This is a genomic window from Amycolatopsis stemonae (genome assembly GCF_054781455.1).
This window is the reverse complement of the sequence record NZ_BAAGUJ010000015.1, coordinates 70,513-95,986: the sequence shown is the minus strand read 5'-3', so window position 1 is coordinate 95,986 and position 25,474 is coordinate 70,513. Positions and strand designations below refer to the sequence as shown.

Annotated in this window: 24 protein-coding genes; 16 read left to right on the top strand and 8 right to left on the bottom strand. The window is 71.0% G+C overall.

Annotated features, from left to right (window positions below; translation table 11 throughout):
* Positions 1-33: 33 nt before the first annotated feature.
* The gene (locus tag ACYVLJ_RS38310; RefSeq protein ID WP_460442406.1) at positions 34-3,258 is read right to left on the bottom strand and encodes a GH92 family glycosyl hydrolase; all 3,225 of its coding nucleotides are present in this window, start codon (positions 3,256-3,258) and stop codon (positions 34-36) included.
* Between the two features lie 305 nt (positions 3,259-3,563).
* Between ACYVLJ_RS38310 and ACYVLJ_RS38305 the strand changes: the two genes are divergently transcribed.
* The 12 genes from ACYVLJ_RS38305 (at position 3,564) to ACYVLJ_RS38250 (ending at position 15,146) form a co-directional block, all read left to right on the top strand.
* Positions 3,564-4,547: a LacI family DNA-binding transcriptional regulator gene (locus ACYVLJ_RS38305; protein WP_451979268.1), complete on the top strand. Its 984-nt coding sequence runs from the start codon at positions 3,564-3,566 to the stop codon at positions 4,545-4,547.
* Positions 4,544-5,581 carry a class I mannose-6-phosphate isomerase gene (locus ACYVLJ_RS38300; RefSeq protein WP_460442333.1) on the top strand — a complete coding sequence of 346 codons (1,038 nt, stop codon included), beginning with the start codon at positions 4,544-4,546 and terminating at the stop codon, positions 5,579-5,581. Before ACYVLJ_RS38305 ends, ACYVLJ_RS38300 begins: the two co-directional genes overlap by 4 nt.
* A complete protein-coding gene (locus ACYVLJ_RS38295; protein WP_451979261.1) occupies positions 5,578-6,342 on the top strand; it encodes an ATP-binding cassette domain-containing protein in 765 nt (254 codons plus the stop codon). Before ACYVLJ_RS38300 ends, ACYVLJ_RS38295 begins: the two co-directional genes overlap by 4 nt.
* Complete coding sequence (locus tag ACYVLJ_RS38290; protein WP_451979259.1) at positions 6,339-7,382, top strand: ABC transporter permease; 1,044 nt, start codon at positions 6,339-6,341, stop codon at positions 7,380-7,382. Before ACYVLJ_RS38295 ends, ACYVLJ_RS38290 begins: the two co-directional genes overlap by 4 nt.
* A 31-nt stretch (positions 7,383-7,413) precedes the next feature.
* The gene (locus ACYVLJ_RS38285; protein ID WP_460442332.1) at positions 7,414-8,412 is read left to right on the top strand and encodes an ABC transporter substrate-binding protein; all 999 of its coding nucleotides are present in this window, start codon (positions 7,414-7,416) and stop codon (positions 8,410-8,412) included.
* A 157-nt stretch (positions 8,413-8,569) separates the two neighbouring features.
* Positions 8,570-9,178 carry a hypothetical protein gene (locus tag ACYVLJ_RS38280; protein WP_451979253.1) on the top strand — a complete coding sequence of 203 codons (609 nt, stop codon included), beginning with the start codon at positions 8,570-8,572 and terminating at the stop codon, positions 9,176-9,178.
* Between the two features lie 67 nt (positions 9,179-9,245).
* Positions 9,246-10,298, top strand: a complete 1,053-nt coding sequence (locus tag ACYVLJ_RS38275) for a sensor histidine kinase (RefSeq protein ID WP_451979250.1) — start codon at positions 9,246-9,248, stop codon at positions 10,296-10,298.
* Positions 10,295-11,050, top strand: coding sequence for a LytR/AlgR family response regulator transcription factor (locus tag ACYVLJ_RS38270; RefSeq protein ID WP_460442331.1), 756 nt, complete (start codon positions 10,295-10,297; stop codon positions 11,048-11,050). Before ACYVLJ_RS38275 ends, ACYVLJ_RS38270 begins: the two co-directional genes overlap by 4 nt.
* A complete protein-coding gene (locus ACYVLJ_RS38265) occupies positions 11,047-11,397 on the top strand; it encodes a hypothetical protein (RefSeq protein WP_451979244.1) in 351 nt (116 codons plus the stop codon). The genes ACYVLJ_RS38270 and ACYVLJ_RS38265 overlap by 4 nt, the downstream gene beginning before the upstream one ends.
* Entirely contained in the window at positions 11,397-13,121 is a 1,725-nt protein-coding gene (locus ACYVLJ_RS38260) for a sodium/solute symporter (protein WP_460442330.1), read from the top strand. Before ACYVLJ_RS38265 ends, ACYVLJ_RS38260 begins: the two co-directional genes overlap by 1 nt.
* A 70-nt stretch (positions 13,122-13,191) precedes the next feature.
* Entirely contained in the window at positions 13,192-13,542 is a 351-nt protein-coding gene (locus tag ACYVLJ_RS38255; RefSeq protein ID WP_086673121.1) for a DUF485 domain-containing protein, read from the top strand.
* Positions 13,539-15,146: a solute symporter family protein gene (locus ACYVLJ_RS38250; protein WP_451979238.1), complete on the top strand. Its 1,608-nt coding sequence runs from the start codon at positions 13,539-13,541 to the stop codon at positions 15,144-15,146. Before ACYVLJ_RS38255 ends, ACYVLJ_RS38250 begins: the two co-directional genes overlap by 4 nt.
* Positions 15,147-15,201: 55 nt before the next feature.
* Here ACYVLJ_RS38250 and ACYVLJ_RS38245 read toward each other — a convergent pair whose 3' ends face one another.
* On the bottom strand, positions 15,202-15,939 hold the full coding sequence (locus tag ACYVLJ_RS38245; protein ID WP_451979235.1) for an isocitrate lyase/PEP mutase family protein: 738 nt from the start codon (positions 15,937-15,939) through the stop codon (positions 15,202-15,204).
* Entirely contained in the window at positions 15,936-16,397 is a 462-nt protein-coding gene (locus ACYVLJ_RS38240) for a carboxymuconolactone decarboxylase family protein (RefSeq protein ID WP_460442329.1), read from the bottom strand. The genes ACYVLJ_RS38245 and ACYVLJ_RS38240 overlap by 4 nt, the downstream gene beginning before the upstream one ends.
* Positions 16,398-16,443: 46 nt before the next feature.
* On the opposite strand from ACYVLJ_RS38240, the gene pdxR reads away from it, so the two are divergent.
* Positions 16,444-17,814 carry an aminotransferase-like domain-containing protein gene (pdxR, locus tag ACYVLJ_RS38235; protein WP_460442328.1) on the top strand — a complete coding sequence of 457 codons (1,371 nt, stop codon included), beginning with the start codon at positions 16,444-16,446 and terminating at the stop codon, positions 17,812-17,814.
* Between the two features lie 314 nt (positions 17,815-18,128).
* On the opposite strand, the gene ACYVLJ_RS38230 is transcribed toward pdxR, so the two are convergent.
* The gene (locus ACYVLJ_RS38230) at positions 18,129-18,854 is read right to left on the bottom strand and encodes a peptidylprolyl isomerase (RefSeq protein WP_460442327.1); all 726 of its coding nucleotides are present in this window, start codon (positions 18,852-18,854) and stop codon (positions 18,129-18,131) included.
* 231 nt (positions 18,855-19,085) lie between these two features.
* Here ACYVLJ_RS38230 and ACYVLJ_RS38225 point away from each other — a divergent pair, with 231 nt between their 5' ends.
* On the top strand, positions 19,086-19,601 hold the full coding sequence (locus ACYVLJ_RS38225) for a DUF6939 family protein (protein ID WP_460442326.1): 516 nt from the start codon (positions 19,086-19,088) through the stop codon (positions 19,599-19,601).
* 173 nt (positions 19,602-19,774) lie between these two features.
* On the opposite strand, the gene meaB is transcribed toward ACYVLJ_RS38225, so the two are convergent.
* Entirely contained in the window at positions 19,775-20,740 is a 966-nt protein-coding gene (gene meaB / locus ACYVLJ_RS38220; protein WP_460442325.1) for an ArgK/MeaB family GTPase, read from the bottom strand.
* Positions 20,741-21,928, bottom strand: a complete 1,188-nt coding sequence (locus ACYVLJ_RS38215) for an acetyl-CoA C-acetyltransferase (RefSeq protein WP_451979217.1) — start codon at positions 21,926-21,928, stop codon at positions 20,741-20,743. It abuts the gene before it with no gap.
* Positions 21,929-22,064: 136 nt separating this feature from the next.
* Here ACYVLJ_RS38215 and mce point away from each other — a divergent pair, with 136 nt between their 5' ends.
* A complete protein-coding gene (gene mce, locus ACYVLJ_RS38210; protein WP_451979214.1) occupies positions 22,065-22,520 on the top strand; it encodes a methylmalonyl-CoA epimerase in 456 nt (151 codons plus the stop codon).
* Positions 22,521-22,914: 394 nt separating this feature from the next.
* Here mce and ACYVLJ_RS38205 read toward each other — a convergent pair whose 3' ends face one another.
* Both ACYVLJ_RS38205 and ACYVLJ_RS38200 read right to left on the bottom strand, forming a co-directional pair.
* Positions 22,915-23,487 carry a TetR/AcrR family transcriptional regulator gene (locus ACYVLJ_RS38205; RefSeq protein ID WP_460442324.1) on the bottom strand — a complete coding sequence of 191 codons (573 nt, stop codon included), beginning with the start codon at positions 23,485-23,487 and terminating at the stop codon, positions 22,915-22,917.
* Between the two features lie 17 nt (positions 23,488-23,504).
* The gene (locus ACYVLJ_RS38200) at positions 23,505-23,873 is read right to left on the bottom strand and encodes an SPW repeat domain-containing protein (protein ID WP_451979208.1); all 369 of its coding nucleotides are present in this window, start codon (positions 23,871-23,873) and stop codon (positions 23,505-23,507) included.
* Positions 23,874-24,077: 204 nt separating this feature from the next.
* Here ACYVLJ_RS38200 and ccrA point away from each other — a divergent pair, with 204 nt between their 5' ends.
* Positions 24,078-25,418 (top strand): crotonyl-CoA carboxylase/reductase, encoded by a 1,341-nt coding sequence (gene ccrA / locus ACYVLJ_RS38195; protein ID WP_451979205.1) that lies wholly within the window; start codon positions 24,078-24,080, stop codon positions 25,416-25,418.
* The last annotated feature ends 56 nt before the right edge of the window (positions 25,419-25,474 follow it).

Below are 25,474 nucleotides of genomic sequence, written 5' to 3'. Positions count from 1 at the left end.
GAAGTCCCTCGATGTGCCATTCACGGAGTTGGACTACGAGCCGATGCCGATGGCGAACACGTGCAACGCGCCACCGCTGACGTTGTCCGGCAGCGTCACGCTCGCCACGGTCTTGCCCGCGTCCAGGGTGATCGGGTTGGTGCCGAACACCATCGTGCGGATCTGCTGCGGGTCGCCGCCCGACGCGTTGCGGTACGGCGTGGACAGCACGATCCGGTTGCCGAACGCCGGCTGGGCGCCGCCACCGCCGAGGGTCCAGTCGGAGAACCCGATGGTGGCGGTGGACTTCGACCCGTCGGTGTAGGTGATCGTCAGCGTGCCGGAGGCGTTGCCGTTGGACGCCGAGCCGAGCAGCGCGAGCCGCCCGGACCCGCTGACGTTCACGGTCTGGCCGGACGCGATCACGTTGTCCGGGTCGCCCGCCGGGAACGACGGCCAAGTGAACTTCAGGCCGTCACTGGTGACCGTCCCGCCCGGCGTGGCCCCGGCCGCGGCGAGGGCGTCGGCCGAGTAGCTCCAGCCGCCGCCGTCGAAGTTGGCCGCGCCCGAGTTCGAGTCCGGGGAGATACCGGCGTTGTTCACCGTGGCCAGCCAGCTGTTCGGCTGGGCCACGAGCACCGTCAGCACCGCCTGCGTGCTCGCGAGCCCCGGCGCCGAGAACGTCACCGGGATGCGACGGGCGCCGTCGGCCAGTCCGGCCGGGACGCTGACCGTCAGCTCGGCCTGGGCCTTGCCCGCGGCGGGCACCGCGATGCTGCCCGACGCCGGGGTCAGCGTGATCCCGTCGACGCTGCCCGCGCTGTAGGTCCAGGTCCGGGCGACTCCCGACAGGTCCTGGACACCCACGGACGCCTTCGAGGTCGATCCCGCGGGCGTCACCGCGCGAGCCGGGTCCACAAAGGACAGGCTCGGCTTCTCCTGCTCGCGGAACGACGGCGGGGCGTCGGCCGCGGAGCTGCCCCACGCGGTCGCCGTGGCGGAGCGCGTGTAGTCGAGCGTGCCGCCGCTGGAGATCAGTGCCTCCGGCAGCCACGCCTTCGAAGCCGCGCCGCCGTTGACCTTGAGGCTGCCCACGTAGTCGCCGGTGCCCGGCGCGTTGATGGTGACCTTCTTGCCCGCACCCGTGGTGAGCACGGCGTGCTCGAAGCGCGGCGTGACCAGCAGCGTCTCGGCGCGGCCCGGGATCTCCGGGTAGACGCCGAGCGCGGACCAGACGTACCACGCCGACATCTGGCCGAGGTCGTCGTTGCCGATCAGGCCTTCCGGACGCGGGTTGTACAGCTCGTCCATCGACCGGTGCACGATCGCCTGGGTCTTGGCCGGCGCGCCCGCGTACGAATACACGTACGGCGCGTTGGAGTTCGGCTCGTTGCCCATGAAGGCGTACGGCAGCTGCGTGCCCGCGTTCAACTGGGTGAAGAAGGTGTCCAGCCGCGACTGGGTCGCGGTGTTGCCGCCGAACGCCGTCACGACGCCGCCGAGGTCGTAGGGCACCATCCACTCGTACTGCGCGCCGTTGCCCTCGACCCAGCCCTGCGAGCTGGCGGGGTCGTAGGTGCCGGAGAACGAGCCGTCCGCGTTGCGCGGCTGCAGGTGCCCGGTACCCGGGTTGTAGAGGTTCTGCCAGTTCTGCGCGCGCTTCATGAACGTCGTGTACGTCGCGCTGTCGCCGAGCCGCTTCGCGAACTGGGCGATGGAGAAGTCGGCGCTGGTGTACTCGAGCGTGTCGGCGCCGGCGCCCGGGACGTACCCGAGCTTCTGGTAGTCGTCGAGACCCGGCCGCTCGGTGTAGCCCTGCGTCGGCTGGGTGGCGCCCTTGATCATGAGCAGCAACGCCTTCTGGGCGTCGAAGTCACGCGCGCCGAACGCGTACGCGCTGGACACGATGATGTGGTACGGGTCGCCGTTCATGACGCCGGTGTAGTCGTTGGCCACCGTCCAGCGGTCCCACGACCCGCCCTGCTCGGCGTAGGCCATCATCGACCGGACGATGTCCGACGTCTCCTTCGGGTCGATCGTCGCCAGCAGCGGGATCTCCGAGCGGTAGATGTCCCAGCCGGAGAAGTTCGTGTACATCGCGTGGCCCTTGTCGGCCGTGTGGATCCGGCCGTCGAAGCCGATGTACTGGCCGTTGACGTCGGAGAACACGTTCGGCTGGATCAGCGAGTGGTACAGCGAGGTGTAGAACGTCGTCATATCGGCGTCCGAGCCGCCGCTGACGGCGATCTTGCCGAGCTGGTCGTTCCACGCCTTCCGCGTGCCGGCCGCGACGGTGTCGAACGACTTGCCGGTGTTCTCCGCCTTCAGGTTGGCCTTCGCGCCGTCGACGGACACAAAGGACAGTCCGACCTGGACGTTCACCTGCGCGCCGTTGAGGTTGGCGAAGGTGACGTACCCGCCGCTGCCCGGGCCGGACACGGTGGTGTTCTGCTGCTTGGCCGTCGTGGTGCGCGCGATCGACGCGTTCACGCCGTTGGGCTGCGCGACCTTCGCCCTGGCCCCGCCGGTTTCCGCGGCCTTGTTCGGCGTCACGGCGCCGTTCTTCCAGGTGCCGATCGACGCGAACGGCGTGTCGAACTTGGCCGAGAAGTAGACGCGGTAGCTGTTCCGCGCCCCGCAGAAACGGCCGCTCGTGGCCCAGCCGCTGATGGTGTCCTTGCCGATGGTGATCGACGCGTCGTCGGTGCCGTTGACCGAACCGGACGTGTTGACCAGCAGCGTCGAGGACGCGCCGGCCGGGTAGGTCAGCCGCGCGGAGCCGGTGCGCTGCGTCGCGCTCAGCTCGACCTTCGCGCCACTGTCGAGGGTGACGTCGTAGGCGCCCGCCGTCGCGTGTTCGTTGGCGTGCGAGAACTTCGACGTGTAGTGCGACGGGTCGGTCGCCGGGGAGGTCGTCACTTCACCGACGTAAGGGATGAACGGGATGTCCTCATAGGTCGAACAGCCCGCGCCCGAAAGGTGCGTCAGGCTGAACCCGGTGAGGGCGTTGTCGTCGTAGAAGTACCCGCCCGGCTGGGACTTCACCGTGTCCGGGCTCCACTGGACCATGCCGAACGGCGCCACCGCGCCCGGGAAGGTGTTGCCGGCACCGCCCCCGGTGCCGTGGTCGGCGCCGCCGGGACGGGTGCCCACGAAGGGGTTGACCCACTTCGCGTAGTCCGTGCTCTGGGCTGCCGCGGCGGGGACAGCGGGAGCCACCGCTGCCGTCACCGCCAATGTCAGGAAAGCTAAACCGGCTCTGAAGCGCACTCGCGCCATGGCCATCGCCTCTCCACCTCGTCAGCGCGACCGAAATGACAACCTTGTCGCGCAGTCGGTCGAACCGGGCCACCTTGGGCAGCGGCTCACCGGACAGTCAAGCGATCCGTCAAGTCCTGTCCACTTCGGGACAGCGTGATCAGCCGTCTGTCCTACGACGTCGGTAGCCGAATCGGCACAATTCGCGCGCGGACCGTTGACAACTCACGGGCCGGTGGCGTTCAATCCCGGTCACTATGACAACGTTGTCTCCCCCCGGCCGGGACCGGGACGGCGCCCCGCGCACCGCGAGCAGACGAGCCACGATGAGCGACGTGGCCCGGCTGGCGGGCGTGAGCATCAAGACCGTCTCGCGCGTGGTCAACGACGAACCGGCGGTGCACCCGGACACCGCCGAGCGGGTCATGGCGGCCATCGAGCAGCTGGGCTTCCGGCGCAACCTCGGCGCGCGCAACCTGCGCCGCGGGTCGACGACCGGCACCATCGGGCTGATCGTCGAGGACGTCGGCAACCCCTTCTACTCCGAGCTGAACCGCGCGGTCGAGCGCATCGCGACGTCGTTCGGGCGCCAGGTGCTCACCGGCTCGTCCGAGGAGAACTCCGACCGCGAGCGCGAGCTCGTGCTGGAGTTCTGCGCGCGGCGGGTGGACGGCATCCTCGTCGTCCCGGCCGGCCTGCAGCACGGCTACCTGGTGCCGGAGATGCGCGCGGGCACGCCGGTGGTGTTCATCGACCGCCCGGCCGGCGACATCGTGGCCGACACCGTGCTGGTCGACAACCTCGGCGGCACCATCGAGGCCGTCACGCACCTGGCCGAGCACGGTCACCGGAGGATCGCCTTCCTCGGCGACAGCCCGGACATCTTCACCGCGGCCGAGCGCCTGCGCGGCTTCCGCGAAGGCTGCGTGCGCAACGGGATCTCCTACGACGAGTCCCTGGTCTCCATGCGCACGCCGACCCAGGACTACATCGGCGACGCCGTGAAGCGGCTGATGCACGGCCCGGACGCGGCCACCGCCGTGATCGCGGGCAACAACCGGGTCGCCGTGCACGTGCTGCGGGCGCTGGCCCACGCCGAGCACCGCCCGGCGATGGTCGGCTTCGACGACTTCGAGCTGGCGGACCTGCTCGACCCGCCGGTCACCGTGATCGCGCACGACGTCAGCGCCCTGGGCCACGCCGCGGCCGAGCTGCTGTTCGCCCGTGTCCAAGGAGACCAGTCCCCGCCCAGAAAGGTAGTCCTGCCCGTGCATCTCGTCGCCCGCGGTTCCGGTGAGGTCGCCCCGTGACCCTCGAACCCATCCGGCTCCCGGCCAACCAGCCCCCGCAGTTCTACCGCGGGGGCGACGCCATCGCGGCGCTGCGCGGCGCGTCGCCGGACAAGAAGTTCGGCCCGGAGGACTGGGTCGCCTCGGTGAGCACCATGTTCGGCCAGGACACCAACGGCCTGACCCGGCTCCCGGACGGCGCGTGGCTGCGCGACGCCGTCGTCGCGAACCCGAACGGCTGGCTCGGCGCCAAGCACGTCGAGACGCTCGGGACGTCCACCGGGCTACTGGTCAAGCTGCTCGACGCGGGCCAGCGGCTGCCCGTGCACTTCCACCCCGACGACGCGTTCGCCCAGCAGCACTTCGACTCGCACTTCGGCAAGACCGAGGCGTGGATCGTCGTCGGCACCTACGGCGACGACCCGCGCGTCTACCCGGGCTTCAAGGAGACGCTGTCGAAGGACACCGTGTCCGAGTGGACGCGCGAGCAGGACGTGCCGTCGATGCTGGGCGCACTGAACAGCGTCCCGGTGACCGCCGGCGACACCGTCTACATCCCGGCCGGGCTGCCGCACGCGATCGGCGAGGGCGTCTTCGTCGTCGAACTGCAGCAGCCGACGGACTTCTCGCTGACCATCGAATGGCGTGACTTCCTGGCGTCGCCGGAGAAGGGCCACCTCGGCCTCGGCTTCGACACCGCCATCCAGGCCCTCGACACGTCCGGCTGGGACGCCGGCCGCCTCGAGACCATCATCAAGCGCACGGCCGGGGACCGCGCGTCCACTGTGGACCTGCTGGCCGGCGGTTCGGAGCGGTTCTTCCGAGCCGAGCAGCTCCGGACCGACAAGCTGACAACGTTGTCATCGGACCCGTCGTTCGCGGTGCTCGTCGTCCTCGAGGGCGAAGGCACGCTGCGCACCGAGCACGGCGGCGACCACGCGCTGGCCAAGGGCGACACCTACGTGGTGCCGTTCGACGCCGGCCAGACCGAGCTGTCCGGGACCGCGACGGTGATCCGCTGCCGGCCGCCGGCCCCGGAAGAGAGGCACGGATGAGCGATATCCTCCTGGACGCGATCGACCTGACGAAGCACTACGGGTCCGTCGAAGCCCTGCGCGGCGCGTCGTTCCAGGCACGCGCGGGCGAGGTGACGGCCCTGATCGGCGACAACGGCGCCGGCAAGTCCACTTTGGTCAAGTGCCTCTCCGGCGCGGAGCAGCCGACGTCCGGGAAGATCCTCCTGGACGGGGCGGAGGTGCGCTTCGACTCCCCGACCACGGCCCGGCGGATGGGCATCGAGACCGTCTACCAGGACCTGGCCGTCGCGCCGGAGCTCGACCCGGCGGCGAACCTGTTCCTGGGCCGCGAAATCCACCGCAAGGGCATCCTCGGCAAGCTGGGCATGCTCGACAAGGCCGAGATGCGGCGCCAGGCCGTCGAAGAGTTCCAGCGCCTCGGCGTGACGCTGCAGAGCACGGACGTCCCGATCGGCTCGCTGTCCGGCGGGCAGCGGCAGAGCGTCGCGGTGGCGCGGTCGGTGGTGTGGGCGTCGAAGGTCGTGTTCATGGACGAGCCGACCGCGGCGTTGGGTGTCGTACAGCGCGAACGCGTGCTGGACGTCATCAAGAAGGTGCGTGACAAGGGCATCGCGGTCGTGCTGATCAGCCACAACATGCCCGAGGTGCTCTCGGTCGCCGACCGCGTCGAGGTGCTGCGGCTGGGCAAGCGCGTCGCCCGGTTCACCGGGTCGGACACGAAACTCGAAGACCTCGTCGCCGCGATGACCGGGGCCCTCGTCCAGGAGGAGGCCGCGTGAGCGCGCCCACGAAGGACATCCAGGAAGCACCCGAGGCGGGCTTCGGCAAGCGGCCGCTGGGCAAGCGGCTGGCCGGCGCCAACACCTTCTGGATCGCGCTGGTCCTGATCGCGCTGATCGTCGTCTTCAGCGCCATCGCGCCGGGCGAGTTCCCGACGCTGTTCACCTTCCAGACGCTGCTCATCGAGACCGCCGTCCTGCTGGTGCTGTCGGTCGGGATGACGTTCGTGATCATCACTTCCGGCATCGACCTGTCCGTCGGCTCGGTGCTGATCTTCGCCGGCATGGTCGCCGGCAAGGTGATGGAGGCGATGTCCGGCGGCAACGCGTCGAACGCCGGCTGGGGCGTGATCACCGTCGGCCTGATCGCGGCGGTCGTCGCCGGGACGGTGTGGGGGCTGATCAACGGCTTCCTCATCGCGGTGGCGGGGATCCCGCCGCTGATCGTCACGCTCGGCACGATGGGCGCGGCGCTCGGCGCGGCGTACCTGCTCAACAACGGCTCGGACGTGCGCAGCGTCCCGGTCGTGCTCAACCAGACCCTCGGCTACGGCACGTCGTTCGGCGTGGTGCCGAACCTCGTCATCGTCGCCGTGGTGATCACCTTGATCGGCGCGTGGCTGCTGCACACGACGAAGTTCGGCCGCTACACCTACGCGGTCGGCTCCAACGCCGAGGGCGCGCGCCGCGCCGGCATCGGTGTCACCGCGCACCTGCTGAAGGTGTACACGCTGACGGGGTTCCTGGCCGGGATCGCCGGGTTCCTCTCGCTGGCGTACTACGCGTCGACCACGATCTCGGCGCACACCACGGACAACCTCAACGCGATCGCCGCGGTCGTGATGGGCGGGACGAGCCTCTTCGGCGGCGTCGGCACGGTGCTGGGCACGGTCATCGGCGTGTTCATCCCGGCGGTGCTGAAGAAGGGCTTCAACATCACCCACGTCCAGGACTTCTGGCAGATGATCGCCGTCGGCGCGGTGCTGATCGCGGCCGTCTGGTTCGACCAGCGGCGGCGCCGCCGTCGCAACTCCCGCTGAGTCCCCCACACACAAGTACAAAGAGGTGCTTATGAAGCTGACCAAGACTCTCACCGCCATGGGTGCCGTGGTCTCCGCGACGGCCCTGCTGACCGCGTGCGGATCCGGCACGGTCGGCCAGACCGGGTCCGGCGACAGCCAGGCCGGCTCGGCCAACTCCAAGAAGCTCGCGCTGATCCCGGGTGTGCAGGCCGAGCCGTTCTACATCTCGCTTCAGTGCGGCGCCCAGGCCGAAGCGAAGAAGCTCGGCTACGAGCTCACCACGCAGGCGCCGCAGAAGTTCGACGCGGCGATGCAGACCCAGCTGGTCAACGCCCTCGGCTCGAACCCGCCGGCCGGGCTGCTCATCGCCCCGACCGACGACACGGCGATGCTCGCGCCGATCCAGCAGGTCAAGGCGCGCGGCGCCAAGGTCGTCGAGGTCGACACCTCGCTGAAGGACACCAGCGTCGCGGTGTCGTCCGTCTCCTCCGACAACGCCGAAGGCGGCAAGCTGGCCGCCCAGACGATGGCGAAGCTCGCGAACGGCAAGAGCGGCTCGGTCCTGGTGCTCGACACGATCGCCGGGACGTCCACCACCGCGGCTCGTGCGAAGGGCTTCGAGGACGAGCTGAAGAACACCCCGAACCTGAAGTCGGTCGGCGTCCAGTTCACCCAGAACGAGCCCGACCAGGCGGCGTCGAAGGTGACGGCGGCCCTGTCGTCCACGCCGGACCTCGTCGGCGTCTTCGCGACCAACCTGAACACCGGTGAAGGCGCGGCGACGGGCCTGCGCAACGCGGGCAAGGTCGGCGCGGTGAACCTGATCGGCTTCGACGCCAGCCCGTCCGAGGTCGAAGGCCTCAAGAGCGGTCAGTACCAGGCGCTCATCGCCCAGGACCCGGCGTCGATCGGCACCCAGGGCGTCCAGCAGGCCGTGGCCGCCATCGAGGGCAAGCCCGTGACGCGCAACCTCACCGCGCAGCTGCACTCGATCACGAAGGCGGACATGGACGCCAACTCGCAGTACTTCTACAAGCAGTCCTGCTGACCCGCTCCCCCGACCGGCGGCGGGGTCGTGCCGAGACCCGGCACGGCCCCGCCGTCTTCACGTCGATCACCACCCACCCGGACCCTTCCCCCGAACGGCCGTCTTGCGCCACACTGCTTGCACAGGCATCTGCACGTGCAGCTGACGGGAGGGCCTGATGAACTACGAACGGCCGGCCGTGCACCGGACGATCTTCGCGGTGGACGTCGAGGAGTACGGCGACCGGCGCCGGACCACGCCGCACCGCTTGGAGCTGCGCGAAGGCCTCTACGGCGCGCTCGTCCGGGCGTTCGACGACGCCGGCGTCCCCTGGACGGACTGCCGGCGCGAAGACTGCGGCGACGGCGTCTTCGTCCTCGCACCGGCGGAGGTGCCCAAGGGGCTCTTCGTGGAGTTCCTGCCCACCGCGCTCGCCGTCGCGCTGCACCGGCACAACCGCACGCACGAGGCCGGCGCCCGCATCCGGCTCCGGATGGCGCTGCACGCCGGGGAAATCGCCTACGACGACCACGGCGTCACCGCACCGGCGATCAACCAGGCGTTCCGGCTCCTGGACGCGCCGCCGTTGAAGGAAGCGCTGAAGTCCTCGCGCGGCATCCTGGCGCTGATCACGTCGGCCTGGTTCTACGAGGAAGTCGTGCGGCACAGCGACGGCCTCGACCCGGCGACGTTCCGGCCGGTGCCGGTCGCGGTGAAGGAGACCCGCACGATCGGCTGGATCTCGCTGCCGGACCGGCCCTACCCGGCCCACGCCCAGCCGCGGTGACCGCCACGCCCGGGGCGCGTGGTCGTAGGATCTACTGCCCTGGACACCGTCGCCGAGGGGAGGCCCGATGACCGTGCACCTGCGCCCGGCGTCCCGCGCCGATCCGCTGCCGGTGCTCGCCGCCGCTCGCCGCATCACCGACGACCTGCGCGACGGCCTGTCCGGCACCCGCGCCCGCCGCGCCGCGCACGGCCTGCGCCGGCTGTTCGGCCTCCCCGGGCTCGGCCTCACCGACCTGTCCGGGTCGCTGCTCTGGTCGGGCCGGCCCGGGCCGGACGCGGTCGTCGCGACGGTGCTCGACGGCGTGCTGCACACCGAGGAACCCGGCTCGGCGCAGGACGTCCTGGTGCTGCCGCTGCACGTCCGCGACGAGCTGGCCGGGGCGCTGCTCGTCGTCGGCGACGTCCGGGACGCTGTCGCGAGCCAGGCCGCGGACCTGGTCGTGCAGGCCCTCGAGCGGGCCCGGCTGGAGGCGTCGGCGGAACAGGCGGCCCAGGCCGAGCTTCGGGCGCTGCGCGCGGAGATGTCGCCGCACTTCGTCTACAACGCGCTGACCGTCATCGCGTCGCTGGTGCGCTCGGACCCCGACCGCGCCCGCGACCTGATGCTCGACTTCGCCGACTACACGCGGTACAGCCTGGCTCGGCACGGCGAGTACACGGTCGTCGCCGAGGAGTTCCGCGCGATCGAGACGTACCTGGCGCTGCAGCGGGCGGTGCTCGGCGAACGGCTGCGCGTCCAGGTGCGGGTCGCGCCGGAGGTGCTCGCCGTCGCGGTCCCGTACCTGGTGCTGGAGCCGTTGGTGGAGAACGCGATCCGGCACGGCATCGAGCCGCGGCCGCAAGCCGGCCTGGTCCAGGTGCACGGCCAGGCGGAAGGGAACGACTGCGTGATCTTCGTCGAGGACGACGGGGTCGGCATGGACCCGAAGCGGGCCGCGGACATCCTGGCCGGGCGCACCGGCGACGACGACCCCGCCGGACTCGGACTGGCCAATGTGGACAGACGGCTCCGGGACGTCTACGGCGCGTGGTACGGCTTGACCGTGGAGACCGAAGTCGGCGCCGGCACGCGCGTGATCGTGCGGGTGCCGCGGTTCCAGCCGGGGGTGCTGCCGTGACCGGCCTGCGCGTCCTCGCCGTCGACGACCTCCCGCCCGCCCTGGACGAGCTGTGCCGGTTGTTGCGCGAAGCCCCCGAAGTCGGCGAAGTCGTCGGCGCGGGCGACGCACTGAAGGCGTTGAAACTGCTTCAAGCGGATCGCTTCGACGCGGTGTTCCTCGACATCTCGATGCCGGGCCTGGACGGGCTCGAACTGGCGTCCCTGCTGGCGAAGCTGAGCGAGCCACCGGTGATCGTGTTCGTCACGGCCCACGACGGCCACGCGGTGACGGCGTACGGCATCGGCGCGGTCGACTACCTGCTGAAGCCGGTCCGCGCCGAACGCCTGTCGGCGGCGCTGGCGAAGGTCTCTCGCATGGCGACGCCTGCTTCGCGCTCGACGCCGGACGCGATGGCGGCCTTGCCGGTGGAGTCGGGCGGCCGCACCCGGTACGTCCGCCGCGACGACGTCCTGTTCGTGGAAGCCCACGGCGACTACGTCCGGCTCCACACCCGCGGCGGCGTGCACCTGGTGCGGATGCCGATCTCGCGGCTCGAGGAGTATTGGGAGGGAACGGGGTTCAGCCGGGTCCACCGCGGCTTCCTGCTGGCGGTGGGAGCGGTGCTGGAGCTGCGCAGCGACACGGCGGGCGGCCTGCTGGCCCACACGGAGGCCGGCGACGTCCCGGTGAGCCGCCGCCACGCCCGGGACCTGCGGGACAGGTTGCTGGAAGCCGCCCAGCGCGGCCAGCTCGGCCCGGGCCCGCGATGAGCCGCATCCGCCGGGTCGCCGTCACGAGCCCGCAGACCCGGCTCGCCCACGCGCGGCGCCGGTCGCGGGGCCGCTGGCGTCAACCCCGTCTCTCGGCCGGCGACACCCAGCGCGCCACCGCCCTCTACCGCGCCCAGCGCCGCCACGGGCTCCCCGCCCTCGTCCTGATGTTCGCCCTGCTCCTCGGCCTGCCCGGCGTCTTCGCGCTCTTCCCCGGCCTGGACTCCGTGCGGCTGCTGGGCATTCCGCTGTCCTGGCTGATGATCGCGGTCCTCCCCTACCCGGCGATGGCGGTCCTGGCCCGCTGGCAGCTCCGCCGCGCCGAACGCCTCGAGGACGACGACTAGTGGGCGTGGCACTCGCCGTCGCGCCGGTCGTGCTCGTGACGCTGCTCATCGGCGTCCGCGGCGTCGCCGCGATGCGCACGACGTCGGACTTCCTCGTGGCCTCGCGCCGGATCTCCCCGCTGGTGAACTCGGCCGCCGTCTCCGGCGAATACCTGAGCGCGGCGAGTTTCCTCGGCGTCGCGGGACTCGTGGTCAAGGACGGCATCGGCGCCCTCTGGTACCCGGTCGGCTTCACGGCCGGCTACATCGCCATGCTCGTGCTCGTCGCCGCGCCGATGCGGCGGTCGGGCGCGCTGACCGTCCCCGACTTCGCCGAAGCCCGCCTCAACTCCCCCGCGCTGCGCCGCCTCACCGCCGTCGTCGTGCTGGTGATCGGCACCATCTACGTCGTCCCGCAGTTCCGCACCGCCGGCCTGGTGCTCACCGCGGTCGGCGGCACGCAGTACTGGGTCGGGGTGGTGCTGGCGGGCGCCGCGGTCAGCGTCACCCTCGCGCTGGGCGGGATGCGCGCGGCGACGTACGTCCAGGCGTTCCAGTTCGTGCTCAAGCTCCTGCTGTTCCTGATCCCGGCGATCTGGCTCGTCCTGCAGGCCGGCGCGGTCAACCGGACCGACGCGCTCAACCCCGTCGAGTTCACCCACTTCGCCCGCGACACGCCGGTGCGGTTCGAAGTCGACGTCACCATGGAGATCCGCGAACCGACGGCCGTGCGCCGCAACGGCGTCGTCGAGGTCCTGCCCCCGGGCGAAATCACCGCGCACAGCCAGGACGAGGTCGTCTTCGGCGCGGGCACGGCCGTCCCGGCGGTCCGCGGCGGCGCCCCGCTCGGCGGAGCCGACTGGCAGCGGCCGCTGCTCGACCTCGGCGACCAGGGTTACCCGCTGCTCGGCACGTGGGCCGTGCTCATCGCGACCATGCTCGGCACGATGGGCCTGCCGCACGTGCTCATGCGCTTCCACACCAGCCCGGACGGCCGCGCCGCGCGCCGCACCGCCGCGATCACCGTGGCGCTGCTGGGGATCTTCTACCTCTTCCCCGGTATCTACGGCGTTCTCGGCCGCGTCCTCGTGCCGGGCCTGTACCTCTCGGGCGCGACGGACACGGTCGTCGTCGCGCTGCCGTACCAAGTGGACAGTGGCTGGGCCGGCGGCCTCTTCACGGCGTTGCTGACGGCGGGCGCGTTCGCCGCGTTCCTGGCGACGTCGCTCGGGCTGCTGCTGGTGATGTCCGGCGCCATCGCGCACGACCTCGTGCCCGGCGGCCTGCGCCGGCTGCGGATCGCCGTCTTCGGCGTCGCGGGCGTGATGGTCCTGCTGGCGCTGCGCTCGGCCGAACTCGACGCCGGGGTGCTCGTCACGTGGGGCTTCACCGTGGCCGCGTCGACGTTCTGCCCGCTGCTCGTGCTCGGCATCTGGTGGCCGCGGCTGACCGCGGCCGGCGGGATCGCGGGTGTGCTGACCGGGCTCGTCGCGTCGTCCGGTTCGATCTTGTTCGCCCTCGCCGGCCCGGACCTGCACGGCTGGGTGGCGATCTTGGTGCAGCAACCGGCACCCTGGTCGGTACCGCTGGCGTTCGGCGTAATGGCGCTGGTGTCGCTGCGGGGCCGGCCACCCGCCTGGTCGACGGCGGCCATGGTGCGGCTGCACCTCGACGAACCCCGTTCGACCGGACCGCGCGACCGTTCGTCAACCGTTCGTCGCCTGGCCCGGCTGTTGAGCCGCTGAATCTTCACTCTCACCTCACGTCTCCCTACGGTGACGCGGACCACTTTCCGCAGCGTCGCGAGGAGCAGTGATGAGCACGACGGACACCGGCGGCGGGCCTCCGGACACGTCAGAGACCATCTGGGAGAAGGCGCACGAAAGCACCGAGTTCCGCGAGCTGCGCAGCCGCTTGCGCCGGTTCGTCTTCCCGATGACGGCGGTGTTCCTGCTCTGGTACCTGCTGTACGTGCTCCTCGCGGACTACGCGCACGGCTTCATGAGCACGAAGGTCTTCGGCAACATCAACGTCGGCCTGATCTTCGGCCTGCTGCAGTTCGTCTCGACGTTCGTCATCACCGGCCTCTACGTCCGGTACGCCAACCGGAAGCTCGACCCGGTCGCGGAGAAGATCCGTGAGGACATCGAGAAGGAGCAGGCATGAAGACTCTCGCCGCGGGGGTGGAAGGCAGCAACCCGCTCCTCAACATCCTGATCTTCGCCGCGTTCGTGGTCATCACGCTGGTGATCGTGTTCCGGGCCAGCCGCAACACCAAGACGGCGTCGGACTACTACGCCGCCGGCCGCGCCTTCACCGGCCCGCAGAACGGCATCGCGATCTCGGGTGACTACCTTTCGGCGGCGTCGTTCCTCGGCATCGCCGGCGCGATCGCCATCAACGGCTACGACGGCTTCCTGTACTCGATCGGCTTCCTGGTCGCGTGGCTCGTCGCGCTGCTGCTCGTCGCGGAACTGCTGCGCAACACCGGCAAGTTCACGATGGGCGACGTCCTGGCGTTCCGCATGAAGCAGCGCCCGGTCCGCGCGGCGGCCGCGACGTCGACGCTCGCCGTGTCCTTCTTCTACCTGCTGGCGCAGATGGCGGGCGCCGGCGGTCTCGTCGCGCTGCTGCTCGGCGTCGAAGGCAGTGGCGCGCAGGCGCTGGTCATCGCCGTGGTCGGCGTGATCATGATCGCCTACGTCCTCATCGGCGGCATGAAGGGCACCACCTGGGTGCAGATCATCAAGGCCGCGCTGCTCATCGTCGGCGCGCTCGTGATCACGCTGTGGGTGCTGGGCAAGTACAACTTCAACTTCTCCAGCCTGCTGCAGGCCGCCGTCGACAAGGCGGGCAAGGCCGGGGAGACGCTGCTCGGCCCGGGCAAGCAGTACGGTGCCACCGGGACGTCCAAGCTGGACTTCTTCTCCCTCGGCATCGCGCTGGTGCTGGGCACGGCCGGTCTGCCGCACGTCCTGATGCGCTTCTACACGGTGCCGACGGCCCGCGACGCGCGGCGCTCGGTGGTCTGGGCGATCGTCCTGATCGGCGTGTTCTACCTGTTCACCCTGGTGCTGGGCTACGGCGCGGGTGCCCTGGTCGGGCCGGACACGATCAAGAAGGCCCCGGGTGGCGTCAACTCCGCGGCGCCACTGCTCGCGCTCGAACTGGGCGGGCCGGTGCTGCTGGGCCTGATCTCCGCGGTCGCGTTCGCGACGATCCTCGCGGTGGTCGCGGGCCTGACGATCACGGCGTCGGCGTCCTTCGCCCACGACGTGTACGCGAACGTCGTCAAGCGCGGCAAGACGTCGCCGGACTCGGAGGTCAAGGTCGCCCGGATCACCGCCGTGGTGATCGGTGCCCTCGCGATCGGCGGCGGCATCCTGGCCAACGGGCAGAACGTCGCGTTCCTCGTGGCGCTGGCGTTCGCGGTAGCGGCGTCGGCGAACCTGCCGACGATCCTCTACTCGCTGTTCTGGAAGCGGTTCAACACCCAGGGCGCGCTGTGGTCGATCTACGGCGGCCTGGCCATCACGATCGTGCTGATCGTGTTCTCGCCGGCGGTCTCCGGCAAGAGCACGTCGATGATCAAGACCGCCGACTTCGCCTGGTTCCCGCTGAGCAACCCGGGCATCGTCTCGATCCCGGCCGCGTTCATCCTCGGCTGGCTCGGCACGGTCCTGTCCAAGGAGCACGACGAGAAGAAGTACGCCGAAATGGAGGTCCGTTCCCTGACCGGAGCGGGCGCCGAGAAGGCCGTCGTGCACTGACACCCCGAGACACCGAAGGCCGTCGTGAGTCACCCTCGCGGCGGCCTTCGGCCATTCAGTACGGCAGCTTCCCCTCGGCGACGGCGGCGACCGTCGCTTCGAACTGCTTCCGGACGTACTGCCACAGCCCGCCGCCCAGCGAAATCCTCGCCACCCCCAGTTCGGCGAGGCCGTCCAGGCCCGGGCTTCCCGGCCACGCGGGCGCGTTGACGGAGCCGCCGACCCCCTGCACGAACGCCGCGATCAGCTCGGGCGTACGCAGGTGGATCGGGTAGACGCAGTCGGCGCCCGCCTCGAGGTACGCCTTCGCCCGGGCGATGCCCTCGACGAGGTGGTCCTTCGGGTCGACGCCGCGGAAGGAGTCGACGCGGGCGTTGATCACCAGGCCGTCGCCCGCGGCCTCGCGCAGCGCGGCGATCCGGTCCGCCTGCTGGGCGACCGGCCGCACGTCGCCCGTGGCGTGGTCGGTGTCCTCGAAGTTGCAGCCGACCGCGCCGGCGTCGAGCAGCCGGGCCGCCAGTTCGGCGCCGGACAGGCCGTAGCCCGACTCGGCGTCGACGGTCACCGGAACTCCCACGGCGTTCGCGATGCGCTTCGCCGCGGCGAACATCTCGTCGGCGGGCGCCTGTTCGCCGTCGGGGAAGCCGAGCGCGGACGCCACGGCGACCGAACTGGTCGCCACGACCGGGAACCCGGCGGCCTCGACGAGCTTCGCGGTGTCGGCGTCCCACGCGTTCGGCAGCACCAGCGGCTTGCCGGGGACGTGCAGCGCCCTGAGCGCGGCGGCGGTCACGAGTCGCGCTTCGGGAGCGGGCTGTGGCTCGTGACGGCCATGCGGTTCCAGGCGTTGATCGCGATGATCTCCCACGCGATCGCGCGGTACTGGTCTTCGGTCAGCACCTTGGTGGCCTGCTCGTAGACCTCGTCCGGCACGGTCTGGGTCGCCGACAGCTTCGTCATCGCCTCGGTGAGGACGAGGGCGGCTTCTTCCTCTTCGGTGAACAGGTCGGTCTCGCGCCAGCCGTCGAGCACGAACAGCCGGCGGGCCGACTCGCCGAGCTCGAGGGCGTCGCGGCTGTGCATGTCGAGGCAGTACGCGCAGCCGTTGAGCTGCGAAGCCCGCATCTTCACCAGTTCGAGGAGCTTCGGGTCGACACCCGCGTTGGCGGCGGCCTTGTTCACCTCGGCCTGGAGGTTGGCCATCGCCTGGTAGATCTCGGGCGCGCGCCCGAGGCCGATTCGCTTCGTCATGTTATGCACGCTAGTCCGAACTGGCCCACGAGTATGGTCCAGTCACATGGCAGATTCATGGTCCAGTTCCGGGCTCGACGTCCACCTGGGCTGGGACCCGTCGACCGGCCGCGGCGGGCTCGCGGCGGCCATCCGCGCGGCCATCCGCGAGGGCCGGTGGCAGCCGGGCGCGGCGGTGCCCTCGACCCGGGCCCTGGCCCACGACCTGGGCGTCGCGCGCGGCACCGTCACCCGCGTCTACGCCGACCTCGCCGCCGAGGGCTACCTGCGCACGGCCCAGGGCGCCCCGACGCGGGTGGCGACCGCGGGCTCGCTCCCCCAGTCCGCGCCCCGGCAGGCGCCCCGGGAACCGGCACCGCGCTGGGACCTGCGGCCGGGCCGGCCGGACCTGACGGCGTTCCCGCGCCAGGCGTGGATCACCGCGACCCGGCGGGCGCTGCTCCGGACGCCCGCCGCGGCGTTCGGCTACGAGTCGGAACTGGGCGCGCCGGAGCTGCGGGACACCCTCGCGAGCTACCTGGCCCGCAGCCGCGGGGTGGTGGCCGACCCGGCGCGGATCGTGGTGTGCCACGGGTATTCGCACGCGATCGCGGTGCTGTCGCGGGCCCTCTTCGGGCTGGGTGTCGGCGAACTGGCGTTCGAGAACCCGTCGCTGGGCATGTACCGGTCGATCGCGGCCGCCCAGGGCCCGCGGGTGGTCGGCGTCGAGGTCGACGAGCACGGCCTCGACGTGTCCACTCTGGACAGTCCGGCGGTGGTCGTCACGGCGGCGCACCAGTACCCCACCGGCGTCACACTGGCCCCGCACCGCCGCACGGCACTGACCCGTTCAGGCGCCTGGGTGCTGGAAGACGACTACGACGGTGAATTCCGCTTCGACCGCCAGCAGGTCGGGGCACTGCAGGCCCTGGCACCGGAGCGGGTGGTGTACGCGGGCACGGCGAGCAAGACCCTGGCTCCGGCCCTGCGCCTGGCGTGGCTGGTGCTACCCCGCAGGCTGGTGGAACCGGTCCGCGCGGCGATGGCCGACAGCGGCTCGCGCCCGGCGGTACTGGACCAGCTGGCCCTGGCCGAGCTGATCGACTCGGGCGCGTACGACCAGCACGTCCGCCGCAGCCGCGCCGAGTACCGCTCCCGCCGCGCCCGCCTCCTGGCAGCGCTCCCGGACTCCGTGCGCCCGCAGGGCATCGCGGCGGGCCTGCACCTGCTGCTGATGCTCCCCCCGGACGGTCCCTCGGAGGCAACGGCCCTGGCAGCCTGCCGCCGCCGCGCGATCGGCATCGAGGGCCTGAACGGCTACTGGATGACCCCGAACCGCCCGGGCGGCCTGATCGTCGGCTACGCGGCAACCCCGAAACACGCCTTCGCAGGCGCAACCCAAACCCTGATCGAGGCCCTCTGGGAAATCACCCCCTAACCCTCCACGCCCCCACCCCCGTGTCGACCCCCCAATCACACGAGTCGACCCCTCAATCACACGTGATGCCTCCCCAATCACACGTGATGCCTCCCCAATCACACGTGATGCCACTCCAATCACGGGCTACGCCTGCCCAGACACATGTGATGCCCCTCCAAACACGCGCGATGCCTCCCCAAACACGGGGGATGCCCCTCCGGGCGCGGCTCATGCCCTCCAGGCGCGGCTCATGCCCTCCAGGCGCGACTTCCGCCCTCCGAGCACGAGCGTTGCCGCGGGCCGCACCCACCGGGAGCGGCCCGCGGTCACCGTCAGAACCAGCAGCCCGGCCGGACGCGGAGCAGTTCCGTCCGCAGCGCCGGTGTCCCGTCGACCGGTGCCGGGTCGTCCGCCGTCGGCACGATCCCGCCTGCGGCCACCTTGTCGAGCGTCTTGAGCCCTTCTGGCCCGACCGTCCCGAACACCGTGTAGTTCGGCCGCAGCGCGGAATCGCCGTACACGACGAAGAACTGGGAGCCGTTCGTGTCCGGCCCGGCGTTCGCCATCGCCAGCAACCCGCGCGCGTACACGCGCCGCGCCCCGGTCGGGTCCGTCGGCGCCGGCGGCAGGTCCACGGGCAGCTCGTCCTTGTACTTGTAGCCGGGCCCGCCCTCGCCGGTCGCGGTCGGGTCGCCGCACTGCAGCACCTTCAGCGTCGGGTACGCCGTGAGCCGGTGGCACACCGTGTGGTCGTAGAACCTGTGCTGCGCCAGGTGCAGGAAGCTCTGCACGGTGCACGGCGCCTTCGCACGGTCGAGCCGCAGCGGCAGCGCGCCCTGGCTGGTCGGGATCGCGACGTCGACCTTGCCGTGGCTCGGTGTGTGCCGCGGGTCGGGCGGCAGCGGCACCGGTCGCGCGGGTGGCTCGTCCGGCGTCTCGGTGTACTGGCAGGGCCCGTGGGTCGTCTTCGGCGGCGGTGCGTCGGCCGCCGTGGCTACGCCGTTGCCCGCCACGAACAACGCGCCGGCCGCCAGCGCGGTGACCAGTGTCTTTCTCATTCTGCACGCCCTCCCAGTGATCGCCCGGTTCCGGAGCGCTCGCAGTCTAGGACGCGGCACCGACAGTCAGAACCGGCGAAAGTCGCCCATGTCAGCCGGTCGGGTGAACCTCGGTGCCCGCACCCCCGAAACTGTCGGACCCCCGGAGCACGATGGTGATCACGCGGCAGAGCGCCGCCCAGCGAAGGGGGAGACATGACGGTGCACGTGGTCAACCGCAGGAGAAACGGTGTGGCGGCAACGTATCCGGGAGCACTGGTCGCCGACGTGACGTCGCGCGGTCCGGAGCCCTGGGTGCGGTTCAGCCCCTTCTACCCGCACGGCGGCATCCCGGTGCCGTACTCGCCGGGTGTGGAGAGCGCATCCGTGGAGGGGATCTGGCAAGCGCTGAAAGTCTTCCGCGGCACAGGAATCGACGAGCGAAAGCTGAAGATCAGGTCGATGAGGGGCCTGAAACGCACGGTCGCCAAGCACGGCGAAGTGGTCGGCCACCGCGCCGGAGTGGCGGGCACCGAACTGCTGGCACACGAACAAGCACGAAGACGGATCTACCTGCCGTCCTACCGCTGGACACTGGAGAACCGGCTGGCCGACCTGGTCACCGAACTGCGCGAGACGAGCGCGGAGCGGGACGTGGTCCTGCTCGACTACACGACCAACGGCGACATCGAGGACCTCTCGAAACCGTTGTCGCACGCGGCCTTGCTGCGCGCGCACCTCGCCGGGGAGTGGCCGTGGACGCGCTGACTCCGCTCCTCAGAGCCGGTCGCGCGGTGTTCGCTCGGATCCGCGCCCGGTTCACTGGCCGCGGAACAGTTCCGCCGATCCGTGTCCGCCCCGCTGACCACGGCTCAGTTCCGCGGGTCCGCGATCAGGTCGTCCGCCGCAGTTCGGTTCCGCGGGCGCTCCTCGGCCTCGGCTCACTTCCGCAGATCCGCGATCAACTCGTCGGCGGCGGCGAACGGATCGATCTCCCGCGCCACCACTCGCTCAGCGACTCCGGCCAGCCGGCCGCCACCACGCAGGTCGGCGAGCTCGGCCCGCAACCGCCGTACGGCGATCGCCTCGACCTCGTCGCGGGCCCGGGCGATCCGGCGCCGGGCCAGCTCGTCGTGCATCACCAGCCAGTCGTGATGGGCGGCCATTGCCAGCACCACCTCGTCGACGCCCTCGCCCTTCGCGGCAACGGTCCGGACGATCGGCTGGCGCCAGCTCGGCCCCCGGATCTCGCGGCGCGCCAGCGAGATCATCTGCTTGAGGTCGTGCACAGTCGCGTCCGCGCCCTCGCGGTCGGCCTTGTTGACGACGAAGACGTCGGCGATCTCCAGCACCCCGGCCTTCGCCGCCTGGATCCCGTCGCCCATGCCCGGCGCGAGGAGCACCACTGTGGTGTCGGCCAGCTTCACGACGTCCACTTCGGACTGTCCGACGCCGACGGTCTCGATCAGGATCACGTCGAAGCCCGCGGCGTCGAGCACGCGCACGGCCTGCGGGGTCGCCCACGACAGACCGCCGAGGTGCCCGCGCGTGGCCATCGAACGGATGAACACCCCTGGGTCGGTGGCGTGCTCGGTCATCCGGATCCGGTCGCCGAGCAGCGCCCCACCCGAAAACGGCGAAGACGGGTCGATCGCGAGCACCCCGACCCGCTTCCCCTCCGCGCGCAACGCGGTGAGCAGCGCCGACGTCGAAGTCGACTTGCCGACGCCCGGCGGGCCGGTGAGCCCGACAACACGGGCCCGCCCGGTGTGCGGAGTCAGGGCCCGTGCGATCTCCGCGACGCGGGGGTGGGCGTCCTCGACGAGCGACAGCAGCCGCGCGACGGCACGGGGTTGCCCGTCCCGCGCGCGGCCGACCAGGTCGTCGAGGTCGAGTGGACCGGCCACTTACGCCGACGGCACCCGCAGCAGGAGGGCGTCGCCCTGGCCGCCGCCACCGCACAGCGCGGCCGCGCCGAGCCCGCCACCGCGGCGGCGCAGCTCGTGGATCAGGTGCACGGCCAGCCGGGCACCGGAGGCGCCGATCGGGTGGCCGAGGGCGATGGCGCCGCCGTTGACGTTGACCTTCTCCGGATCGAGGCCGAGCTTCTCGGTCGAGACGAGACCGACCGCGGCGAAGGCCTCGTTGATCTCGACGAGGTCGAGCGCGTCGGCGCCGAGCTTCGCCTTCGCCAGCGCGGCGAGGATGGCGTTCGACGGCTGCTCGTGCAGGCTCGCGTCCGGGCCCGAGACGACCCCGTGCGCGCCGATCTCGGCGAGCGGCGTCAGGCCGAGCTCTTCGGCCTTGGCCTTGCTGGCCACGACCACCGCGGCGGCGCCGTCGGAGATCTGCGAGGCCGAGCCCGCGGTGATGGTGCCGTCGGAGGCGAAGGCCGGGCGCAGCTTGGCGAGGCCTTCGGCGGTGGTGTCGGCGCGGACGCCCTCGTCGGTGTCGAAGACGACCGGGTCGCCCTTGCGCTGCGGGATCGAGACCGGCGCGATCTCTTCGGCGAAGTACCCGTTCTTGATGGCCTCGGCGGCGCGCTGGTGCGAGCGGGCGGAGAACGCGTCCTGCTGCTCGCGGGTGAGGCCGTAGCGGGAGTTGTACTTCTCCGTCGAGGCGCCCATGGCGACCTGGTCGAAGGCGCAGAAGAGGCCGTCGTAGGCCATGTGGTCGACGAGCGTGGTGTCGCCGTACTTGAAGCCGGAGCGCGACTTGGGCAGCAGGTGCGGCGCCTGGGTCATCGACTCCTGGCCGCCGGCGACGACGATGTCGAACTCACCGGCCCGGATCAGCTGGTCGGCGAGCGCGATGGCGTCGAGGCCGGAGAGGCAGACCTTGTTGATCGTCAGGGCGGGCACGCTCATCGGGATGCCGGCGGCGACCGCGGCCTGGCGGGCCGGGATCTGGCCCGCGCCGGCGGTGAGCACCTGGCCCATGATCGTGTACTGCACCGCGTCCGGGGCGACCCCGGCGCGTTCGAGGGCCGCCTTGATCGCGACCCCGCCCAGCTGTGCCCCCGTGAAGTCCTTGAGGGATCCGAGCAAGCGCCCGATCGGTGTACGGGCGGCACCCAGGATCACGGAACCGGACACGGCGTCCTCCAAGCTTCGGCGCATGGGCAGTTTTCCGACCATACCCGGAGGGCGGGCTTCTTGATGGAGCCAGTGTGAGGCGGGGCACGCGACGATTCGGGCTCGACGCCACCCGCGGGCCGCCTATCCTGCCCCCATGAATGACGCCCTGCGGCCGTTCGTGACGGCCATCGACCACGTCGGCATCGCGGTCCCGGACCTCGACGCGGCCATCGAGTTCCACCGCACGCACTTCGGCCTGGAGGTCGCGCACGAGGAGGTGAACGAGGAGCAGGGAGTGCGGGAGGCGATGCTGCGCGCGCCCGGCACCGCGGGCACCGAGACGCAGATCCAGCTGCTGGCCCCGCTGCGCGATGACTCGGCGATCGGCAAGTTCCTGGCCAAGAGCGGGCCGGGCCTGCAGCAGCTGGCGTACCGCGTGTCCGATGTGGACGCCGCGGCGGCGGCCCTGCGAGACCAGGGCCTGCGGCTGCTGTACGCCGAGGCGAAGCGGGGCACGTCCGACAGCCGGGTGAACTTCGTCCACCCGAAGGACGCGGGTGGCGTCCTGGTGGAACTGGTGGAGCCGGCCAAGGGCGGCGCGGCGCACTGACCCGGGACCCGTTCCGGCGCAACAACTCCGGTGCGCCGGAACCGGTCCGCGGTGACAACGCCCGGCCGATGCCCGTTAGCGGACCAGGCGGGCACGGCCCAATGGTGGCCGGAAGCGGGCCAGCCGGGCTCGGCCCGGCGATGCCCGTTAGTGGACCAGGCGGGCGGCCCGGCGATGCCCGCTGATGGACAAAGCGGGCGCGGACCGGCGATGCCAGGTGGCGGACACGACCCGGCGGCGCACACCAGCGGGCCAGGCGGGCACCGCCCAGCGGTGGCCGGAAGCGGGCGCGGACCGGCGATGCCAGGTGGCGGACACAACCCGGCGGCGCACACCAGCGGGCCAGACGGGCACCGCCCAGGGGCGGACCAGGCGAGCGCTGCCCGGTGGCGAGCTACGCGGACGCAGCCTTCGACACGAGGGCGTCGGCGATGAACGTCAGCTCGCCGTCGAACTCGGCGGGTAGGTCGTCGTCCGAGTGGCGGGCCGTTGCGTGGCGGTGGCTGACCGCGCGGGCCAGCAGGCCCGATGCGCGGTCGACGTCGGCTGCCGGGAGGACGCCGCCGGTGGCCGCCAGGATCACCGTGCGGACCTGCCGCACCAGCACCAGGAAGCGCTCGTGGAGGGCGTCGCGGACTACGTGGTGGGTGTCGGCTTCGCGCCACAGCAGGTGCGAGAGCCCGAGTGACCGGCTGAAGCGGTGGTCGAGTTCGCGGACCAGCCGCCGCAGGCTGCCCGCCAGGTCGCCGGGGACGACGACCACGGCCGGCTCGATGCGCTCGTCGGGCAGGCGCTCGACGAGCGCGGTGAGCAGGTCCGCCTTGTGCCGGAAGTAGTAGTGCACCAGCCCCTTCGGCACCCCGGCCTGCTCGGCGATGCGGGAGGTCGGGGTGGCGTCGAAGCCGGACTCGGCGAAGAGCGCCTCGGCGGCGCAGAGGATGCGCTCCTTCGCCGAATCCTCGGTCATGCGTGCCTCCTGCGGCGTCAGTGCTGGCCGGCGGTGCGGTGCGCGGCGTTCGCGACCGGCATCGCTGCCGCGCCGGCGACGATCGTCAGCACCCCGGCGATCCAGGACGTCCAGGACGCGCCGTTGAACTCGGTGTACCCCATCACCCACGGCGCGATGAACAGCAGCACGCCGAGCGCGATCTGGATGCCTTCGCCGTAGACCATGCCCGGCATCGCCAGCGAGACCAGGCCGTCGAGTGCGATCAGGGCGCCCAGGACGACCATCGTCCACATCGCGGTCGTGTCCGTGCTCAGCCAAAGGGGTGAAAGAGCGGCGACCACCCCGATGACGACCTCGGCCCAATCGTGCGGCCGGGTCCATGCGCGCGTAGAGACTTCACTCATTCGTGCTCACCTCCGTCGGTGAAACTGCTGGTCGGGTGGGTGTTCCCACCGCCGATGATCCGCTTGACTGGCCAGCCGGTCAAGATTGATCGGTCACAGTTCGACGTGTAATCGTGCTGTCCGTCTCGTACAGTTGTGTGCGCGAGTTACCGGCGAGTAATTTCTGCCGCCAACGCCGTTGACCCCCACTTCGCGGAGGAACCGATGACGCAGCTCGGCGAGATCCAGCAGGCCATCCTGAACGGCGAATCCGCCGCGGTCGGCTCGTTGCCCGTGCCCGAGAGCTACCGCGGGGTGACCGTGCACGCGGACGAAGTCGACATGTTCGAAGGCCTCGAGAGCGCGGACAAGGACCCGCGCAAGTCGCTCCACGTCGACGACGTGCCCGTCCCCGAGCTGGGCCCGGGCGAGGCCCTGGTCGCGGTGATGGCCAGTGCCATCAACTACAACACCGTGTGGACGTCGATCTTCGAGCCGATCCCCACGTTCAAGTTCCTGAAGAAGTACGGGAAGCTCTCGCCGCTGGCCAAGCGGCACGACCTGCCGTACCACGTCGTCGGCTCCGACCTGTCCGGCGTCGTGCTGCGCACCGGCGTCGGCGTGCACAACTGGAAGCCGGGCGACGAGGTCGTCGCGCACTGCCTGAACGTCGAGCTCGAAGGCCCGGACGGGCACAACGACACGATGCTCGACACCGAGCAGCGGATCTGGGGCTTCGAGACGAACTTCGGCGGGCTCGCCGAAGTCGCGCTGGTCAAGGCCAACCAGCTGATGCCGAAGCCGGACCACCTCACCTGGGAGGAGGCCGCCTCCCCCGGCCTGGTCAACTCGACCGCGTACCGCCAGCTCGTCTCGCGCAACGGCGCGGACATGAAGCAGGGTGACGTCGTCCTGATCTGGGGCGCCTCGGGCGGCCTCGGCTCCTACGCGACGCAGTACGCGCTGAACGGTGGCGCCATCCCGGTGTGCGTCGTGTCCAGCCCGGAGAAGGCCGCGATCTGCCGGAAGCTCGGCGCCGAGCTGATCATCGACCGCAGCGCCGAGGGCTACAAGTTCTGGAAGTCCGAGACCGAACAGGACCCGAAGGAGTGGCAGCGCTTCGGCGCGAAGATCCGCGAGCTGACCGGCGGCGAGGACCCGGACATCGTGTTCGAGCACCCGGGCCGGGAGACGTTCGGCGCGTCGGTCTACGCCGCGCGCAAGGGCGGCACGATCGTCACGTGCGCGTCGACCTCGGGGTACATGCACCAGTACGACAACCGGTACCTGTGGATGAACCTCAAGCGGATCATCGGCTCCCACTTCGCGAACTACCGCGAGTCCTGGGAGGCGAACCGGCTGATCGCGAAGGGCCTGATCCACCCGACGCTGTCGAAGACGTACTCGCTCGAGGAGACCGGGCAGGCCGCGCTGGACGTCCACCGCAACGCCCACCAGGGCAAGGTCGGCGTGCTCGCGCTCGCCCCGCAGGAGGGCCTCGGCGTCCGCGACGAGGAGAAGCGAGCGAAGCACATCGAAGGCATCAACGCCTTCCGCGGCGCCTGAACCGGCGGGCGGCCCCCGGTGGCGGAAAGCGCCGGGGTCCGGCCCGATCGGGCCAG

Coding starts and splice junctions, on each gene's coding strand:
- ACYVLJ_RS38305 (WP_451979268.1), top strand. CDS start 3,564: ATGAGCGACGTGGCCCGGCTGGCGGGCGTGAGCATCAAGACCGTCTCG.
- ACYVLJ_RS38275 (WP_451979250.1), top strand. CDS start 9,246: ATGACCGTGCACCTGCGCCCGGCGTCCCGCGCCGATCCGCTGCCGGTG.
- ACYVLJ_RS38250 (WP_451979238.1), top strand. CDS start 13,539: ATGAAGACTCTCGCCGCGGGGGTGGAAGGCAGCAACCCGCTCCTCAAC.
- ACYVLJ_RS38285 (WP_460442332.1), top strand. CDS start 7,414: ATGAAGCTGACCAAGACTCTCACCGCCATGGGTGCCGTGGTCTCCGCG.
- ACYVLJ_RS38240 (WP_460442329.1), bottom strand. CDS start 16,397: ATGACGAAGCGAATCGGCCTCGGGCGCGCGCCCGAGATCTACCAGGCG.
- ACYVLJ_RS38200 (WP_451979208.1), bottom strand. CDS start 23,873: ATGAGTGAAGTCTCTACGCGCGCATGGACCCGGCCGCACGATTGGGCC.
- ACYVLJ_RS38265 (WP_451979244.1), top strand. CDS start 11,047: ATGAGCCGCATCCGCCGGGTCGCCGTCACGAGCCCGCAGACCCGGCTC.
- ACYVLJ_RS38230 (WP_460442327.1), bottom strand. CDS start 18,854: ATGAGAAAGACACTGGTCACCGCGCTGGCGGCCGGCGCGTTGTTCGTG.
- ccrA (WP_451979205.1), top strand. CDS start 24,078: ATGACGCAGCTCGGCGAGATCCAGCAGGCCATCCTGAACGGCGAATCC.
- ACYVLJ_RS38255 (WP_086673121.1), top strand. CDS start 13,192: ATGAGCACGACGGACACCGGCGGCGGGCCTCCGGACACGTCAGAGACC.
- ACYVLJ_RS38280 (WP_451979253.1), top strand. CDS start 8,570: ATGAACTACGAACGGCCGGCCGTGCACCGGACGATCTTCGCGGTGGAC.
- mce (WP_451979214.1), top strand. CDS start 22,065: ATGAATGACGCCCTGCGGCCGTTCGTGACGGCCATCGACCACGTCGGC.
- ACYVLJ_RS38310 (WP_460442406.1), bottom strand. CDS start 3,258: ATGGCGCGAGTGCGCTTCAGAGCCGGTTTAGCTTTCCTGACATTGGCG.
- ACYVLJ_RS38205 (WP_460442324.1), bottom strand. CDS start 23,487: ATGACCGAGGATTCGGCGAAGGAGCGCATCCTCTGCGCCGCCGAGGCG.
- pdxR (WP_460442328.1), top strand. CDS start 16,444: ATGGCAGATTCATGGTCCAGTTCCGGGCTCGACGTCCACCTGGGCTGG.
- ACYVLJ_RS38295 (WP_451979261.1), top strand. CDS start 5,578: ATGAGCGATATCCTCCTGGACGCGATCGACCTGACGAAGCACTACGGG.